This is a genomic window from Seonamhaeicola sp. NFXS20 (assembly GCF_049132085.1).
Lineage (GTDB): Bacteria > Bacteroidota > Bacteroidia > Flavobacteriales > Flavobacteriaceae > Seonamhaeicola.
In genome coordinates this window covers 21337-35830 of the sequence record NZ_JAFMPU010000011.1, presented here as the reverse complement: position 1 = coordinate 35830, position 14494 = coordinate 21337, and the positions used below count along the sequence as shown (strand labels likewise).

Here is a 14494-nt window from a genome sequence, read left to right as displayed (position 1 = left end):
TGAATAAGATTAAAGATAATAAAATCTTTAAAAGCATCAACTAAAAATATATAAATTTTGAATAGCGAGAATTCTATTATACAAATTGCTAAACAAACTATAGAGGCAGAAAGTAAAGCCATTTTTAATCTTTCTAACCTAATTACCAATGATTTTGCTGAAGCTGTTAAACTTATTTACAGCTCTAAAGGACGCGTTATAATTACTGGTGTTGGTAAAAGTGCCATTATTGCAAACAAAATAGTAGCTACCCTAAATTCTACAGGTACACCTGCTGTATTTATGCATGCTGCCGATGCTATTCATGGCGATTTAGGTTTAATTTTAGAAGATGATGTAGTTATCTGCATTTCTAAAAGTGGTAATACGCCAGAAATTAAAGTCTTAGTACCACTAATTAAAAACGCTAATAACAAAATGATTGCTATAACTGGGAATAAAGACTCTTTTTTAGCACAACAAGTTGATTACGTTTTAAATGCTTTTGTTGAAAAAGAAGCTTGCCCAAACAATTTAGCACCTACAACTAGCACCACAGCTCAATTGGTTGTTGGTGATGCGCTTGCTGTTTGTTTATTAGAAATGCGCGGATTTTCTAGTAATGATTTTGCAAAATATCACCCTGGTGGTTCCTTAGGTAAAAAACTCTATTTAAGAGTTCATGATATTTCATCTATTAATGAAAAACCAAAAGTACAACCTAATACCAGTATTAAGGATGTAATTGTTGAAATAACTAAAAAAATGTTAGGTGTTACGGCTGTAATTGAAAATGATGAAATTATTGGAATTATAACCGATGGCGACTTAAGAAGAATGCTTAGTAAAGTTGATAATTTTTCAACTTTAACAGCTAAAGATATCATGAGTGCTAACCCAAAACGTGTAAAAGCAGAAACTATGGCTGTTGATGCCCTAGATATTATGGAAACCAATGGCATCTCGCAACTTTTAGTTGAAGAAAATGGTAAATATGCTGGGGTTGTTCATTTACACGATTTAATTAAAGAAGGCATTTTATAATGGCAAAGAAAAATGTAAATGAGATGTCTTTTCTAGATCATCTCGAAGATTTAAGATGGCATTTAATTAGAATTTGTTTGGCTGTAGTTATTGTTGCTACCCTAGCTTTTATTTTTAGTCGCTTTATTTTTGATGAAATTATTTTTGCTCCGTTAAACATGAGTTTCCCTACTTATGATTTTTTGTGTAAAGCAGCCACATTTATTGGGGTAGATACTACATTTTGTAATGAAGAAGTTCCCATGATTATTCAAAACAGAACCATGGCGGGTCAGTTTTCAGCAGATATTTGGACAGCAATTCTAGGTGGTTTTGTAATTGCTTTTCCGTATGTAATTTATCAATTATGGAGCTTTATAAGTCCAGGCCTACATGAAAATGAAAGAAGACACTCTAAAGGATTTATTATAATTTCATCGGCATTGTTTTTTCTTGGGGTACTTTTTGGGTATTATATTGTAACACCTTTATCCATAAACTTTTTAGCTAATTATAGCGTGTCTGAAACTGTTGACAACCAAATTGATATTAGCTCTTACATTGCCCTTGTACGCTCTTCTGCTTTAGCATCCGGACTCATTTTTGAATTACCTATTATCATTTATTTTTTAACTAAAATTGGGTTAGTAACACCTCAAATTCTAAAAAAATACAGAAAATATGCACTGGTAATTGTTTTAATTCTATCTGCTATTATTACACCTCCAGATATTGCTAGTCAAGTCATTGTAGCTATTCCTATTTTAATTTTATATCAAGTAAGTATCTATATATCTAAAATTGTTGTTAGAAACCAAATAAGAAAAGAAGAGCAACATGCTTAGTGTTATTAGCCAATAATTAATTAAAATTTACGTTATTGCAAGTATGATTTTAAGAGCCGAAAATTTAATGAAGTCCTACAACGGACGTAAAGTAGTAAAAGATGTATCTCTTGAGGTAAATCAGGGTGAAATAGTTGGGTTATTAGGGCCAAATGGTGCTGGTAAAACAACATCATTCTATATGATTGTTGGGTTAATTAAGCCAAATGGCGGACAAATTTTTCTTGATAATACAGAGATTACAAAATTCCCTATGTACAAACGTGCTCAAAATGGTATTGGATATCTGGCTCAGGAAGCTTCGGTTTTTAGAAAACTTAGCATTGAAGATAATATTTTAAGTGTACTACAACTTACCAAACTAAGTAAAAAAGAACAACAGCTTAAAATGGAATCTTTAATTGAAGAGTTTGGTTTAGGACATATTAGAAAAAATAGAGGCGACTTACTTTCTGGTGGCGAACGCAGGCGTACAGAAATTGCTCGTGCACTGGCAACAGACCCTAATTTTATCCTTTTAGATGAACCTTTTGCTGGTGTAGACCCTGTAGCTGTTGAAGATATACAGCGTATTGTAGCGCAACTTACCAAAAAAAATATTGGTATTTTAATTACAGACCATAACGTACAAGAAACCCTTGCCATTACAGATAGAACTTACCTTATGTTTGAAGGTGGTATATTAAAACATGGTAACCCAGAAGAACTTGCTAGCGATGAAATGGTGCGTAAAGTGTACTTAGGTCAAAACTTTGAGCTGCGTAAAAAGAAAATTAGAGATTAATTATTTTACCACCATTAATGTTCTGATACTGATCCCCAATTTTCTCCAGTTTTTATTCTATAAAGTTGCATTTCAGAAATACCAAATTGCCTAGCTATAATTTTTAAACGGGTTCTTCTGTTAGGGTCATTAATTTTTCTTTTAATTAATTTAACCTTAGTTTCTGTTAGCTTAGAATAGGTTCTTTTTCTAGGGGTATTTTTATATTCTGGATTACTAAATTGATGTTGTTCTTTTTCTTTTTTGGTTGCCCACTTTAAGTTTTCTACCCTATTATTAGTCTTTTTGTAATCTAAATGTATTACAAAAACACCATCATTTTTACTTAAAAAATGTTCTGCTACAAGTTTATGTACATACCTAGATGTCCACTTTCTTTTTTCTTTAAGCTTTAAACGCAATACTTGATAACCATTTACATAAGATTCGTTTACTAAAACCTCTTGTCCGTTTTTATAATTTAAAACCCTTCCGTAATTTGAAATTTTAAACGTTTCTTTTTCAGAAATTTTATCATCAAAAACAATCTCTTTCCACACTTCATTCCAATAATTTCTTACCATAAATCTTTATCAAATTAGTGGTAAATATACAATAAGAAAAATTTATTAAAACTCTTAACCCTTTTGTAATAAAGAGATTTCAAAGGTTATGCGAATATAAATCTGTTTTAGAGAGATGTTTTTACACAAAAGTTTTAAGCTACCCAACTACATACTTAACCATAACTTTTGTAAGCATATTTTTCGCATAACTACTTTTTAAATCTATTGTAGTAGTTAAAAAATAAAAATATGATGTTTGTATTATGTTCCTTTAACCTTTGCTATTAAAAATTTAACGGCTTTAAACACCACTAAAGCTGTAAACCCTACAATTAAGCCAATAATAAATTCAATTAACATTATGGGTACAGGGTTACCCTCTACTAAATGATGTATAAAATCTACGTTATGATTAAAAATACCACCAGCAACAAGTATTAAAGCAATGGTACCTATTACGGCTAAACTTTTTATAACAATAGGTAAGGCTCTTATTAAAAAATTACCAATAAATTTTGATATACTTTTTTCTCTTTTACCAAACTTTACAAGTCTGTATCCAAAATCATCCATTCTTACTATTAGAGCTACAATACCATAAACCCCAACAGTAGCAATAATACATACTATGGTAACTACTAGTATTTGAGATAATATAGGTTTTTCTAATACCGTTCCTAGTGCAATGATTACAATTTCTACAGATAAAATAAAATCTGTAAAAATGGCCGATTTTATTTTCTTCTTTTCAGAAAGTAAAGCCTCTTCTTTAGTAAGTTCTACATTCAAATCACTATGAGAATCTTCCTTAGGTGCATGTGGTACAAAAAACTCATAAATTTTTTCTGCTCCTTCAAATGACAAATAAATAGCACCAAAAATTAAAGCTAAGGTTATGGCCCACGGTGCAAAGGCACTAAGTAAAAATGCAATAGGTAAAATAATAAGTTTATTAAGCGCAGAACCTTTAGTTATAGCCCATAAAACAGGTAACTCTCTAGAAGACACAAATCCAGTGGCTTTTTCTGCATTTACAGCTAAATCATCACCTAAAATTCCAGCTGTTTTTTTGGTAGAAATCTTACTCATTACCACCACATCATCCATTAGGGTTGCTATATCATCTAATAGCGCAAAAAATCCTGAGGCCATGTATTATATTATTTTGTGGTTAAATTATCTAAAACAGACATAATTATATATAACAGTATAATTAATGGTATGGCTGCAAACCAAAGTACTATTAACAACACAGCACACAGTATAATAAATATATAACGTGTTGCATTAGCTTTAAAGCCCCAACTTTTAAATTTTAATGCAAATAATTTGATGCCAGAGTTTAGCAACCAGCAACTTAAAATGGTTATTGCTATTAAAAACCATTTATTTAAAATAATAGCATTAATAACATCGTTATTTTGATACTCTAAAATTAAGGGGAGCGATACAATTAATAAAGTATTGGCTGGGGTTGGTAAGCCTTTAAAAAAGGTTTGCTGCTCAACATCTACATTAAATTTTGCAAGCCGGTAAGCAGATGCTAATGTAATTAAAAGCCCTATAAAAGGTAAAAAACTACCTCCTGTTAATTCAAATAAGCTTGTTTGAAAACCATCTTGATAAGCATCAACCCAACCTGTTTGTGTTAAGCCTATTAGTTTAAACATAATAATTCCAGGTACCAATCCGCTAGTAACAACATCGGCTAAAGAGTCTAATTGTAAACCTATATCACTTTCAACCTTTAGTTTTCTTGCTGCAAAACCATCAAAAAAGTCGAAAAATATACCTAAAAACACAAAAAAAGCAGCTACAACAAAATGGTCATTAACCGCAAAAACTACAGCAATACTCCCACAAAATAAATTTAGTAAGGTTAGAGCATTCGGAATATATCGCTTCATGTAATAAATTTAATTTCTGTAAAAATAACAAACAATTTTACTCTAAAGCAATATCTAATATAAATTCAAGTTTATAGGTTTATAAATTATGTGCATCTTTGTAAAAAATTTGCGATTGAAAGCTTATATAACCGCTTTATTCTTTATAATATCTGTATCCGCCTTTAGTCAAACTACTAGAAAATATTCTAATGAGTTTATGAACATTGGTGTTGATGCTGCTGCTTTGGGTATGAGTAGTGCTGTTACATCGCACACCGCCGATGTAAATTCTGGGTATTGGAATCCTGCGGGTCTTTTAGCTTTAGAAGACAACCAGTTAGCGCTTATGCACTCTAGCTATTTTGCTAATATTGCCAATTATGATTACGCAGCTTATGCAATGCCCATAGACAATAATAGTGCTATGGGAATATCACTAATTAGGTTTGCTGTTGATGATATTTTAAACACAACCCAATTAATTGATGACCAAGGCAATATTAATTATGATAGAATTAGTCTTTTTTCTACGGCAGACTACGGTTTAACATTTTCTTACGCAAGAAAACTTCCTGTTCAAGGATTAAACTATGGTGTTAACGCTAAAGTTATTCGAAGAATTATTGGTGATTTTGCATCGTCTTGGGGCTTTGGTTTAGATGCTGGTATTCAGTTTGAAACCAACAACAACTGGAAATTTGGTATTATGGCTCGAGATATTACCACAACTTTTAATGCTTGGGCTATTGATGAAGATGAATTTGAAACCATTAAAGATGCTGTTGAAGGGCAAAACCAAGAATTACCAGAAAGCACCGAAATTACAATACCTAAACTGCAAATAGGCGTTTCTAAATTAGTTGATTTCAACTATGATTACACCCTTTTAATGGCCGCCAATTTAAATGTTAGGTTTGAAGAAAATAATGATATTATTTCATCATCTTTTGCTAGTATAAACCCTGCCTTAGGTTTTGAGTTTGCATATATTAACATGGTATATTTACGTGCCGGCATGGGTAATTTTCAAAATGAACTGCAAATAGACAATACAGAACAACTCACCTTTCAACCAAGTTTTGGCGTTGGTTTTAAATACAATGGCATTCAAATAGATTATGCCTTTACAGATATTGGAGACCAAAGTGTAGCATTGTATTCAAATGTATTTTCATTAAAACTCGATTTTAGTATCTTTAGGTAATGACAAAAAAATTACGTTTTCTACTCTTAGTATTTTCTTCATTTATTTATGGGCAGCAAGTAACACTTTCTAATACTGCAGAAATTAGCATTTTAACAGTTGGTCCTGGAACGTCTTTAAATGATGCTTTCGGTCATAGCGCCTTCAGAATAAAAGACCCTAATAACAGATTAGATGTAGTTTATGGTTATGGTGAATACGATTTTGATGCCCCTAATTTTTACCTAAAATTTGCTCGTGGTAAACTAAATTATTTACTTAGTAAAGATAACTTTAGTAGGTTTTACCAAGTGTATGTTTATTTTAACCGCACCGTTAAAGAACAAGTTTTAAATTTATCGCAAAGCGAAAAACAAAACTTATACAACTATTTAATAAATAATTACAAACCTGAAAACCGTGGGTATTTGTATGAGTTCTTTTTTGATAATTGTGCTACTCGCATTAAAGATGTAACTAAAATTGCTACCAAAAACGCCATTGAATTTAATCTACCTAAAGATTATACCACAAAAACTTTTAGAAGTTTAATCTATGACAACGTTAATAAAAACACATGGGGTAGTTTGGGTATAGACATGGCATTAGGCGCTGTAATAGACAGGAAAGCAACACCAGAAGAACAAATGTTTTTACCAGAAAATATCTATAATTTTTTTGAAGCAGCTACCAAAAAAGATGGCACTCCTTTAGTTAAAAAAAGCAATATTATTTTTACTAAAAGACCTACTAAGATTGCTAATAATTTTTTTAGTAGTCCGCTTTTTATTTTAGGATTAATTGCTTTGGCTATTGTATTTATTACTTATAAAGATTTTAAAAATAAAAAACAAACGCAGTGGCTAGATATAACACTGTTTAGCTTTACAGGAATTATAGGCATTCTTATTTTACTACTCTGGTTTGCAACAGACCATACAGGCACACACCAAAACTACAATTTACTTTGGGCTTTTGCTTTAAACATTTTAATGATTGGGCAATTGGTAAATAAAAAACCTAAATCATGGTTTATTAAATATTTAAAATTTTTAATAATAATGCTTTGTTTACTAACACTACACTGGGTAATTGGTGTTCAGGTATTTGCCATTGGTTTAATTCCGCTATTAATAGCCTTATTTATTAGGTATATTTACTTAGTAAAATATTATACAACCCCCAACAGCAAACAACCAATTTAACTACTGCCCCCTAAAGAAAATTACCGTACTTAGGGTTTTAATAAGAATATTTATATCAAGTAAAAAACTACGGTGTTTTATATAATATAAATCGTATTGAAGCTTAAGCAAGCTATCATCATAAGATGAACCATATCTTGTTTTTACCTGTGCCCAACCTGTTAGTCCGGGTTTAATTATATGCCTAGTTTCATAAAACGGAAGCATTTCTGATAATTCCTTTACAAAATGAGGACGCTCTGGTCTGGGACCAATCAAACTCATATCGCCTTTTAAAACATTTAAAAACTGCGGCATCTCATCTAGTCTGGTATTTCTTAAAAATCTTCCAAATAAGGTGATTCTAGAATCTTTTTTCTTTGCCCATGTAACACCATTTTGTTCCGCATTCTTAATCATGGTTCTAAATTTAATAATTTTAAACTGGCGTCCGTTTTTACCAATACGTTCTTGGGTGTATAATAATCTCCCTCTATTACCAATAAGGTTACCTAACAATACAAATGGTGTAAATAATGTACAAAAAACAAGCCCCAAAGCAGAAATTAAAATATCAAACATCCGATGAAAAAATAAATACATTTTGTTTTTATTACTTCGGCTAAAAGGAAAATATTTATAAAAATCTCTTCCTACAAACTGAATAGGAATTCGTTGGGTTAAATCTTCATACACCTGTGTATATTCCCTAATAGGAATGCCTTCTTCTAAAAGCGAAATAAGTGCATAATACGTTTCATAGGTTATGGTATTAGAATTATAACTGGCAACAACTATCTCTGATATATGATCTTCTTTAACTACCTTATTAAGTTGCTTAGGACTATACTCCTTTATGCCTGTAAACTTTATATTATCCTTTTTACTAGCGGCACAATTTACAAAGCCTACAATTTTATAATTGGGGTCTGCTTCTTTAAAAGCTTCTATTATAGTTTCAACACTAGAAACCTCTCCTACAATAATCACCTTTCTATAAAACCTTGGCGAAACTATAAAAGTAATATAAGCCAATCGCCATAAAACCAAAGCAAATAGAATAGCAAAATAAAAATAAACAATTTGTAAACGATTGCCTGGTAATATTGGGGTTAGAAATGGCGTTAAAAAATAGAATAAAACAGTAACTGATACGGTAAATACAATGCTAGTTGATATTTTTTCTATTTGACTCGATTTTTGTAAATCATACAACTCGAAAATAGTACCAAATATGGAGATATAAAGAATAAGAACAAAAACCCAACGCCAATGTTTTTTGGTAATTGAAAAGTAATCAAACTCAAAGGTATTCCCTACAAAATACAGTACCAATAGAACGGAAATAATATCAAAAACACGAAGTAATACTTTACGTTCTGATATATTAAAATGAATACTGTTTTTAGACATTTTAGTGGCTAATGAGAGGTTATAAAGATAACAAGTAATTTTATTACAACGTATAAATTAACTTAAAACGTTTAGCCATTGTTTTTTAATCACTTCCCAATCAAAATTTTCTACTTTTTTTCTAGCTAATTCAGCTATTTTTTCGGCTTTATTTTCTTGAGACATCAGCGTTTTAACAGCATTAACAAAAGCGGCTTCATCATTGGGGTTTACTAACATACCGTCAACTCCATGTTCTATTAAAAAAGGCATTCCCCCCACTTGAGTTGATATTACCGGAAGCCCTAAAGCCATAGCTTCTATAACACTTACAGGCATATTATCAAAATTAGTGGTATTTATAAAAATATTATAATGTTTAGATAATGTAATCCATGCTTCTTTAGATAATTTACCTGTAAACTTAACATCAATATCTAATTGTTTAGCCAACATTTTGGCCGTTTCTAAACTCCCATCTTTATCAGGCCCAACCATACAAAGTGTTGCTTCTATATGATCATCTTTTAAAGCCTTAACAACTTTTACAGCTAACAAAGGATTGTAAATTTTTGAAAATGAACGCACCCACAATAATTTCACCTGTTTAAATGCCCTATTTTTAAAACGATATTTTCCAATATCAATAGAATTTGGAATATATATAATGTTAACAAACCCAAAATCTTCAAATATCAATTTTATATAAAGTGATGGGGCTATATTAATTGCTGCATTTTTAAAAATAGTATTACATAGTTTAGGAGAAGTTTTTAAACGTTCTGGTAAGTTACCGCCATGTAAAATAGGCACATACTTTAAATTTAAAAACTTACAAAGTACAGCACACAAATAAGCATAGTAAAAATTTAAAGTACTGTAGGTATCAATCAAAACATAATCTACTTGTTTTCTGTACTTAATAATATGCAAAAGCATATCAAACAATCTAAAAATCTTATTTTTTTTATCAGAAACAGACACTACGTTATAACCTTCATCACACAATTTTTTGCTTAATGTATCTATAGTAGTAACTGTTTTATTCGTTTCTGCTAACTTGTTTCCTATGTAAAGAAGATTTTTCATTTATTATAATACCATATGCAAATATTAAGCGCTTTCTTGGTTTGGTTTCAACACTTTTTTACCTTTTAATGGTTTTTTATAAGTTATATTAAGCAAACACAAGCCATATACAAATGCCGGAGCTGCAATGCGCATTGCTGAATGATTAATTGTAAGTAACCAAAAGGCATAAAACGAATAGAAAAATATATTAGACTTGTTATTTAATCTAATAACTAACGGAGTTATTAATAAAATAAGAAATGCAAAAACACCAAACAAACCATGTTCTGCAACAATTCTACTCATTTCGTTATGTGAAGCGGCTTCTATTCCGGTTTCATTAAACCGTACTTCTTTTACTTTACCAACGCCAATACCTAAAAAAGGATGATTTACAAACTCTTTAAACTCAAAAGCTAATAAATCGGTTCTACCGGTGGTAACATCGCTCTTAGACCTACCTGCAGCATCTTGATTTGCATAACGTTTATCTATAAAACCACTGGTTTGAATAGAACTTACTAACCAAGTTAAAAAAAGCGCTGTTAAAAAGAAAAAAACAGACATTTGCATGTTTAGTCTTTTCTTTTTGTTCACTTTTAAATAGTATACAACTATAAATCCAACAATCATTATTAAAGCTGTAATAACGCCTCCTCTACTAAATGTTACTATAGCTCTAAAACCCATAAAACCCAAAAGACCCAAATCTACCAACCGTAACAATAAACCATCTTTAGACATAAAAAAACGAGCCGCTAAAACAAATATTCCTAACCCTAACACCGTAGCTACTTGATTGGGTCCAAACCCACCAGAAGCGGCAAAGTTTGAGGCTGTTCCTGTTACTACTGATTTTATATCGGGCGTGTATAGCACTAAAAACACCGTCATACTTATAAGCGGTAATAAAAACCCTAAAAGGATAATTTTAATTTGGTTAAATGTGATATTACGGCGATAGCAAAAAATAGCAACCAACCCTAAACACACAGGCCCACTTAAATTAAAAGCTATAGCCTTACGTATATTAGTTTCAAAACCCATTTCTGCAATAGCCACATAAATACCTGGTATTAAAAGCAATATATAAAATACATATGCAAATGCTTTACTACTAAAGCTAACACTAAACATACCCAACAAAATAAATAAAATCACTAAATATTTACTGGCCTCATAAAAAATAGTTCCTCCATTCATTCTTAAAAACACCTCAATGCCAACAACATAAGAACAAGCCAACAACACATAAAAAGCTTTCCTTTTTTTAGAAACTCTTATAATTTTATAGATAAAAAAAACCGTAGTAAATAAAAAATATGGGGTAGCTAAAGGCTTAAAAGCAAATATTAAAATGCCTAATAATACATGAAAAATAATAAGTTTATAATAGACCGATAACTTCATTTTATGTGAAGTTTATAAATTTCTATAAGTTTATGTATTTGTACTGCTTCAGAAAAATTATTCATTACCTTTTCTTTTAAACACGCTCCCATATTTTGCCTTAACTTTTCATCAACAATTAGGCTTAACAAAGCATTCTTTAAAGCATTAACATCTTCACTTTCAATTAAAAACCCCTCATTTTTATTTGAAATAACTAAATTACAATCACCAACATTAGTTGCTATACTAGGTAAACCAACCACTCCGTACTCTAATAACGCTAAAGGTAAGCCTTCTGATTTTGAGGATAAAACACCTATAGTTGATTGTTTTAAAATATGAAATACATCAGGGCAACTTCCGTAAAGGTACACTTGATTTTCTAATTGCAATTTGCTGATTAACCTTTTGACAGATTTAGAATAAGCATCATTAAAGTCTTTCCCTACACAATGAAGCGTCCAATCAGGGTACTTTTTTAATACCTCATTAAAAGCTTTGATTAAAATTTCATGATTTTTTTGAGGTCTCAAATTTGCTAAATGAACAATACGTTTTCCTTTAGTACCCTTTAAAATAGTTTCCGATTTAATTTCAACTGATACTGAAAAATTTGGCAGAAAAATTACATTTTTACAATGTAAGTTATTAATAGCCCAGTTTTTTAGAGTTTCATTAACACATAAAATATGAGAGAACAAATAAGATGTAAATGCTAATACTTTTGATTTTCTATTGCTTAAAAATTCGCTATTTCCATAATGATCATGCCATATAATTTTAACTCTAAATAAAAAAACTTTTACTAAAACGGCTATAAAAAAAGAGCTAGAATGTGCATGAACAACATCAATATCATGCCTTTTTAAAAATGTTCTTAGCTTAAATACCGCTTTTAAATCAAACGTACCACTTTTATCTAAAAACAAATAACCAACATCACTATTTATGCTTTCTTTTAACAAACCCTCTTTTCTGGTGGTACATAAAAAAGACCTGTCTATTTTATGTGCTAAAGCATTGGCTAAATTAACGGCAACCCGTTCTGCACCACCTGGTTCTAAAGAATCTATTATCTGAATGACTCGCATTAATGAACTATTAATTTTTTAATTTCAGACTCAAAATAATCTAAGGTATAGTTTTGAGACCATGTTGTTGCCAATTTAGACATGACTTGCAATTTAACAGTATCTTTTAAGTGATTTAAAATATGCTGTGCAGCTAAATCTACTTCGAGTTCAATTAAAATACCTCTATTTCCAAAATCTAACATATAAGGCACACAAGACACTTTGGTTGCAATAGGTATAACGCCAAAAAACATAGCCTCGGCAATAGCTTTGGGCCAACCTTCAGATTTTGATGGCAATATAGAAAAATGTGCTTGTTTTAATGCTGTTTTTATAACTTCTTTAGATTGATTACCATGTAAAAAAACGGATGCTTTTAAATTTTTATAATGAATATAATCTAGTAATTCCTGCTTTAAAACACCATCGCCATACATGTTTAAACAAATACGTTTTCCTTGTTTTATAAGTTGCTCAACAAGTTGTATGGCAAAAAGCGGATGTTTTCCTTCAACCAAACTGCCTACAAACACCATATGTAGTGTTTTTGTATAATCTTTGGGTTTTAAATCTTCAATTTCATTTTTATAAAAGGATGCTGTAAAAAACGGTTTGATGTTTTTAGTTTGATGTTCCCACTGCCCATAAACCAAAACCTGCATATTTTTTGTTAAAAACGTATTGCTTAATAACCATTTTTGAAATCTATAACTCAGTGGTTGTTGGGCTTTAGGGTCCCAATTACCAGCATATTTGGCAGTTTTTATCTTCTTAGGAAAAAATAGTTGCACTAAACACCCCAACAAACCTATATTACCGGGGCAACGTAAATGAATGTGATCTGATTTTTTACAGGCCTTATAAATAGCATATAAAATAGTTGGAAGTTTAAAAACCGAACGTAATGCACTTATAGCCGATATAAATGAAATTTGAGGAACCTCTGTAAAATTTAATGACGCATGTTTATAAGCTAAATCAATTTCAGAAATAGAACCCCTTATTAACGGAGCAACAATATGAACCGCATCAACATGGTTTAACCACACATTCATTTCTCTTACATAAGGCGCATAACCAAAATAATCTTCATTATTTTTTTTATGTAGAACATGTGTTATTATTAAAAATCTCATGGTTTCACTTTTGGTTTACTAAAAATTAAAGACACCCAACCTATAAATCGCCCTAAACTTTCTGTAAAGGCTTCTTGTCTTCTATGGCTATTGCTTGTTAATATGTTGGTAAATCTAATAACGGTTAATAAAAAAGCGGTAGCATGCCATTTTAATTGCGCCTTAATAGAAGGCTTGGGGTATTTAACCCGCCAAACATACCAGCCGTTTCTTATCACCATTTTACCATACTTGAGTTTATTAGGTCTCCCTGATTTATTGTGATGATGCTCTAATTGTGCGGCAGTATTTACATAAAGATTGCCTTTTTTTGATAATCGCAATGAAAAATCGGCATCTTCATACAATCCGTAACCTTCAAAATAGGTTGAAAACTGCATGGTTTTAAAAACCTCTTTTTTGTAAGACGACACACCACCCATAATTTGCTCTACCTGATATATGTTTCCTGAGGGTGGTAAAAAACTCACCGAACGCCCATGAGAAAATGTAGGCATATAACCCGGTTTAGCATCTGGCAACAAACCAAATTTTTGTCTTAATTTAAAGCGTAATGGTTCATTACGCATCCAACCATCATAATAGAATTTCAACTTATCTTTTTTTTCATCTGCCTTTTCCCAACTTACTTCGTTAGTAATATAACCTCCTACAGCAAGCGCATTTGGCTTTTTAATATATGTATCTATTAATGCTTCAAAATAATTTGATTTTAAAATAATATCATCATCTAAAAAACAAATAACTTCAGATGATTTAGATACTTTATTTATTCCAAAGTTCCGCTGTTTAGTTAAACCTCGTTGAGAGGCTTCAACTTTATGATAGGTTAAATTTTCAAAAACATGTTGTTCTAATATGTGTTTTGTATCATCGTTAGTAGAACCATCAACAATAATAATCTCACTAGGATATAGAGTTTGTGCCTTTACAGAATGTAGTAATTCTAAAAGCGCTTGTGGTCTCAAATATGTACATATAACTAGTGAAAATTTCAT

The 14494-nt window shown here is 30.8% G+C and carries 14 protein-coding genes; 5 read left to right on the top strand and 9 right to left on the bottom strand.

Annotated features, from left to right (window positions below; all coding sequences use genetic code 11):
- The first annotated feature begins 57 nt into the window (after positions 1 to 57).
- The 3 genes from J1D01_RS14070 to lptB are packed head-to-tail and all read left to right on the top strand — an operon-like array spanning position 58 to position 2631.
- On the top strand, positions 58 to 1023 hold the full coding sequence (locus tag J1D01_RS14070) for a KpsF/GutQ family sugar-phosphate isomerase (RefSeq protein ID WP_372938304.1): 966 nt from the start codon (positions 58 to 60) through the stop codon (positions 1021 to 1023).
- A complete protein-coding gene (gene tatC / locus J1D01_RS14065; protein WP_421151267.1) occupies positions 1023 to 1847 on the top strand; it encodes a twin-arginine translocase subunit TatC in 825 nt (274 codons plus the stop codon). The genes J1D01_RS14070 and tatC overlap by 1 nt, the downstream gene beginning before the upstream one ends.
- A gap of 43 nt (positions 1848 to 1890) precedes the next feature.
- Entirely contained in the window at positions 1891 to 2631 is a 741-nt protein-coding gene (gene lptB / locus J1D01_RS14060; protein WP_372937448.1) for an LPS export ABC transporter ATP-binding protein, read from the top strand.
- 14 nt (positions 2632 to 2645) lie between these two features.
- Here lptB and J1D01_RS14055 read toward each other — a convergent pair whose 3' ends face one another.
- The 3 genes from J1D01_RS14055 to J1D01_RS14045 all read right to left on the bottom strand — a co-directional run bounded on the left by J1D01_RS14055 (position 2646) and on the right by J1D01_RS14045 (position 5083).
- A complete protein-coding gene (locus tag J1D01_RS14055) occupies positions 2646 to 3194 on the bottom strand; it encodes an HNH endonuclease (RefSeq protein WP_372937449.1) in 549 nt (182 codons plus the stop codon).
- Positions 3195 to 3437: 243 nt separating this feature from the next.
- The gene (locus tag J1D01_RS14050) at positions 3438 to 4328 is read right to left on the bottom strand and encodes a DUF808 domain-containing protein (protein WP_372937450.1); all 891 of its coding nucleotides are present in this window, start codon (positions 4326 to 4328) and stop codon (positions 3438 to 3440) included.
- An 8-nt stretch (positions 4329 to 4336) separates the two neighbouring features.
- Entirely contained in the window at positions 4337 to 5083 is a 747-nt protein-coding gene (locus tag J1D01_RS14045; protein WP_421151266.1) for a CDP-alcohol phosphatidyltransferase family protein, read from the bottom strand.
- Between the two features lie 199 nt (positions 5084 to 5282).
- On the opposite strand from J1D01_RS14045, the gene J1D01_RS14040 reads away from it, so the two are divergent.
- On the top strand, positions 5283 to 6269 hold the full coding sequence (locus J1D01_RS14040) for a PorV/PorQ family protein (RefSeq protein WP_421151328.1): 987 nt from the start codon (positions 5283 to 5285) through the stop codon (positions 6267 to 6269).
- Entirely contained in the window at positions 6269 to 7453 is a 1185-nt protein-coding gene (locus J1D01_RS14035; protein WP_421151265.1) for a DUF4105 domain-containing protein, read from the top strand. The genes J1D01_RS14040 and J1D01_RS14035 overlap by 1 nt, the downstream gene beginning before the upstream one ends.
- On the opposite strand, the gene J1D01_RS14030 is transcribed toward J1D01_RS14035, so the two are convergent.
- The 6 genes from J1D01_RS14030 to J1D01_RS14005 are packed head-to-tail and all read right to left on the bottom strand — an operon-like array spanning position 7454 to position 14494.
- On the bottom strand, positions 7454 to 8845 hold the full coding sequence (locus J1D01_RS14030) for a sugar transferase (protein WP_421151264.1): 1392 nt from the start codon (positions 8843 to 8845) through the stop codon (positions 7454 to 7456). It lies immediately after the preceding gene.
- Positions 8846 to 8902: 57 nt separating this feature from the next.
- Entirely contained in the window at positions 8903 to 9913 is a 1011-nt protein-coding gene (locus J1D01_RS14025; RefSeq protein WP_421151263.1) for a glycosyltransferase family 4 protein, read from the bottom strand.
- A 24-nt stretch (positions 9914 to 9937) separates the two neighbouring features.
- Positions 9938 to 11305 carry an O-antigen ligase family protein gene (locus tag J1D01_RS14020; protein WP_421151262.1) on the bottom strand — a complete coding sequence of 456 codons (1368 nt, stop codon included), beginning with the start codon at positions 11303 to 11305 and terminating at the stop codon, positions 9938 to 9940.
- Entirely contained in the window at positions 11302 to 12378 is a 1077-nt protein-coding gene (locus J1D01_RS14015) for a glycosyltransferase (RefSeq protein ID WP_421151261.1), read from the bottom strand. The genes J1D01_RS14020 and J1D01_RS14015 overlap by 4 nt, the downstream gene beginning before the upstream one ends.
- Positions 12378 to 13496, bottom strand: coding sequence for a glycosyltransferase family 4 protein (locus J1D01_RS14010; RefSeq protein WP_421151260.1), 1119 nt, complete (start codon positions 13494 to 13496; stop codon positions 12378 to 12380). Before J1D01_RS14010 ends, J1D01_RS14015 begins: the two co-directional genes overlap by 1 nt.
- Positions 13493 to 14494, bottom strand: coding sequence for a glycosyltransferase family 2 protein (locus tag J1D01_RS14005; protein ID WP_421151259.1), 1002 nt, complete (start codon positions 14492 to 14494; stop codon positions 13493 to 13495). Before J1D01_RS14005 ends, J1D01_RS14010 begins: the two co-directional genes overlap by 4 nt.

Bases quoted from the DNA above. Each gene is read 5' to 3' on its own strand.
- J1D01_RS14050 (WP_372937450.1), bottom strand. From the start codon at position 4,328: ATGGCCTCAGGATTTTTTGCGCTATTAGATGATATAGCAACCCTAATG.
- J1D01_RS14020 (WP_421151262.1), bottom strand. From the start codon at position 11,305: ATGAAGTTATCGGTCTATTATAAACTTATTATTTTTCATGTATTATTA.
- J1D01_RS14035 (WP_421151265.1), top strand. From the start codon at position 6,269: ATGACAAAAAAATTACGTTTTCTACTCTTAGTATTTTCTTCATTTATT.
- J1D01_RS14045 (WP_421151266.1), bottom strand. From the start codon at position 5,083: ATGAAGCGATATATTCCGAATGCTCTAACCTTACTAAATTTATTTTGT.
- J1D01_RS14005 (WP_421151259.1), bottom strand. From the start codon at position 14,494: ATGAAATTTTCACTAGTTATATGTACATATTTGAGACCACAAGCGCTT.
- J1D01_RS14055 (WP_372937449.1), bottom strand. From the start codon at position 3,194: ATGGTAAGAAATTATTGGAATGAAGTGTGGAAAGAGATTGTTTTTGAT.
- J1D01_RS14030 (WP_421151264.1), bottom strand. From the start codon at position 8,845: ATGTCTAAAAACAGTATTCATTTTAATATATCAGAACGTAAAGTATTA.
- J1D01_RS14015 (WP_421151261.1), bottom strand. From the start codon at position 12,378: ATGCGAGTCATTCAGATAATAGATTCTTTAGAACCAGGTGGTGCAGAA.
- J1D01_RS14010 (WP_421151260.1), bottom strand. From the start codon at position 13,496: ATGAGATTTTTAATAATAACACATGTTCTACATAAAAAAAATAATGAA.
- lptB (WP_372937448.1), top strand. From the start codon at position 1,891: ATGATTTTAAGAGCCGAAAATTTAATGAAGTCCTACAACGGACGTAAA.
- tatC (WP_421151267.1), top strand. From the start codon at position 1,023: ATGGCAAAGAAAAATGTAAATGAGATGTCTTTTCTAGATCATCTCGAA.
- J1D01_RS14040 (WP_421151328.1), top strand. From the start codon at position 5,283: ATGAACATTGGTGTTGATGCTGCTGCTTTGGGTATGAGTAGTGCTGTT.
- J1D01_RS14025 (WP_421151263.1), bottom strand. From the start codon at position 9,913: ATGAAAAATCTTCTTTACATAGGAAACAAGTTAGCAGAAACGAATAAA.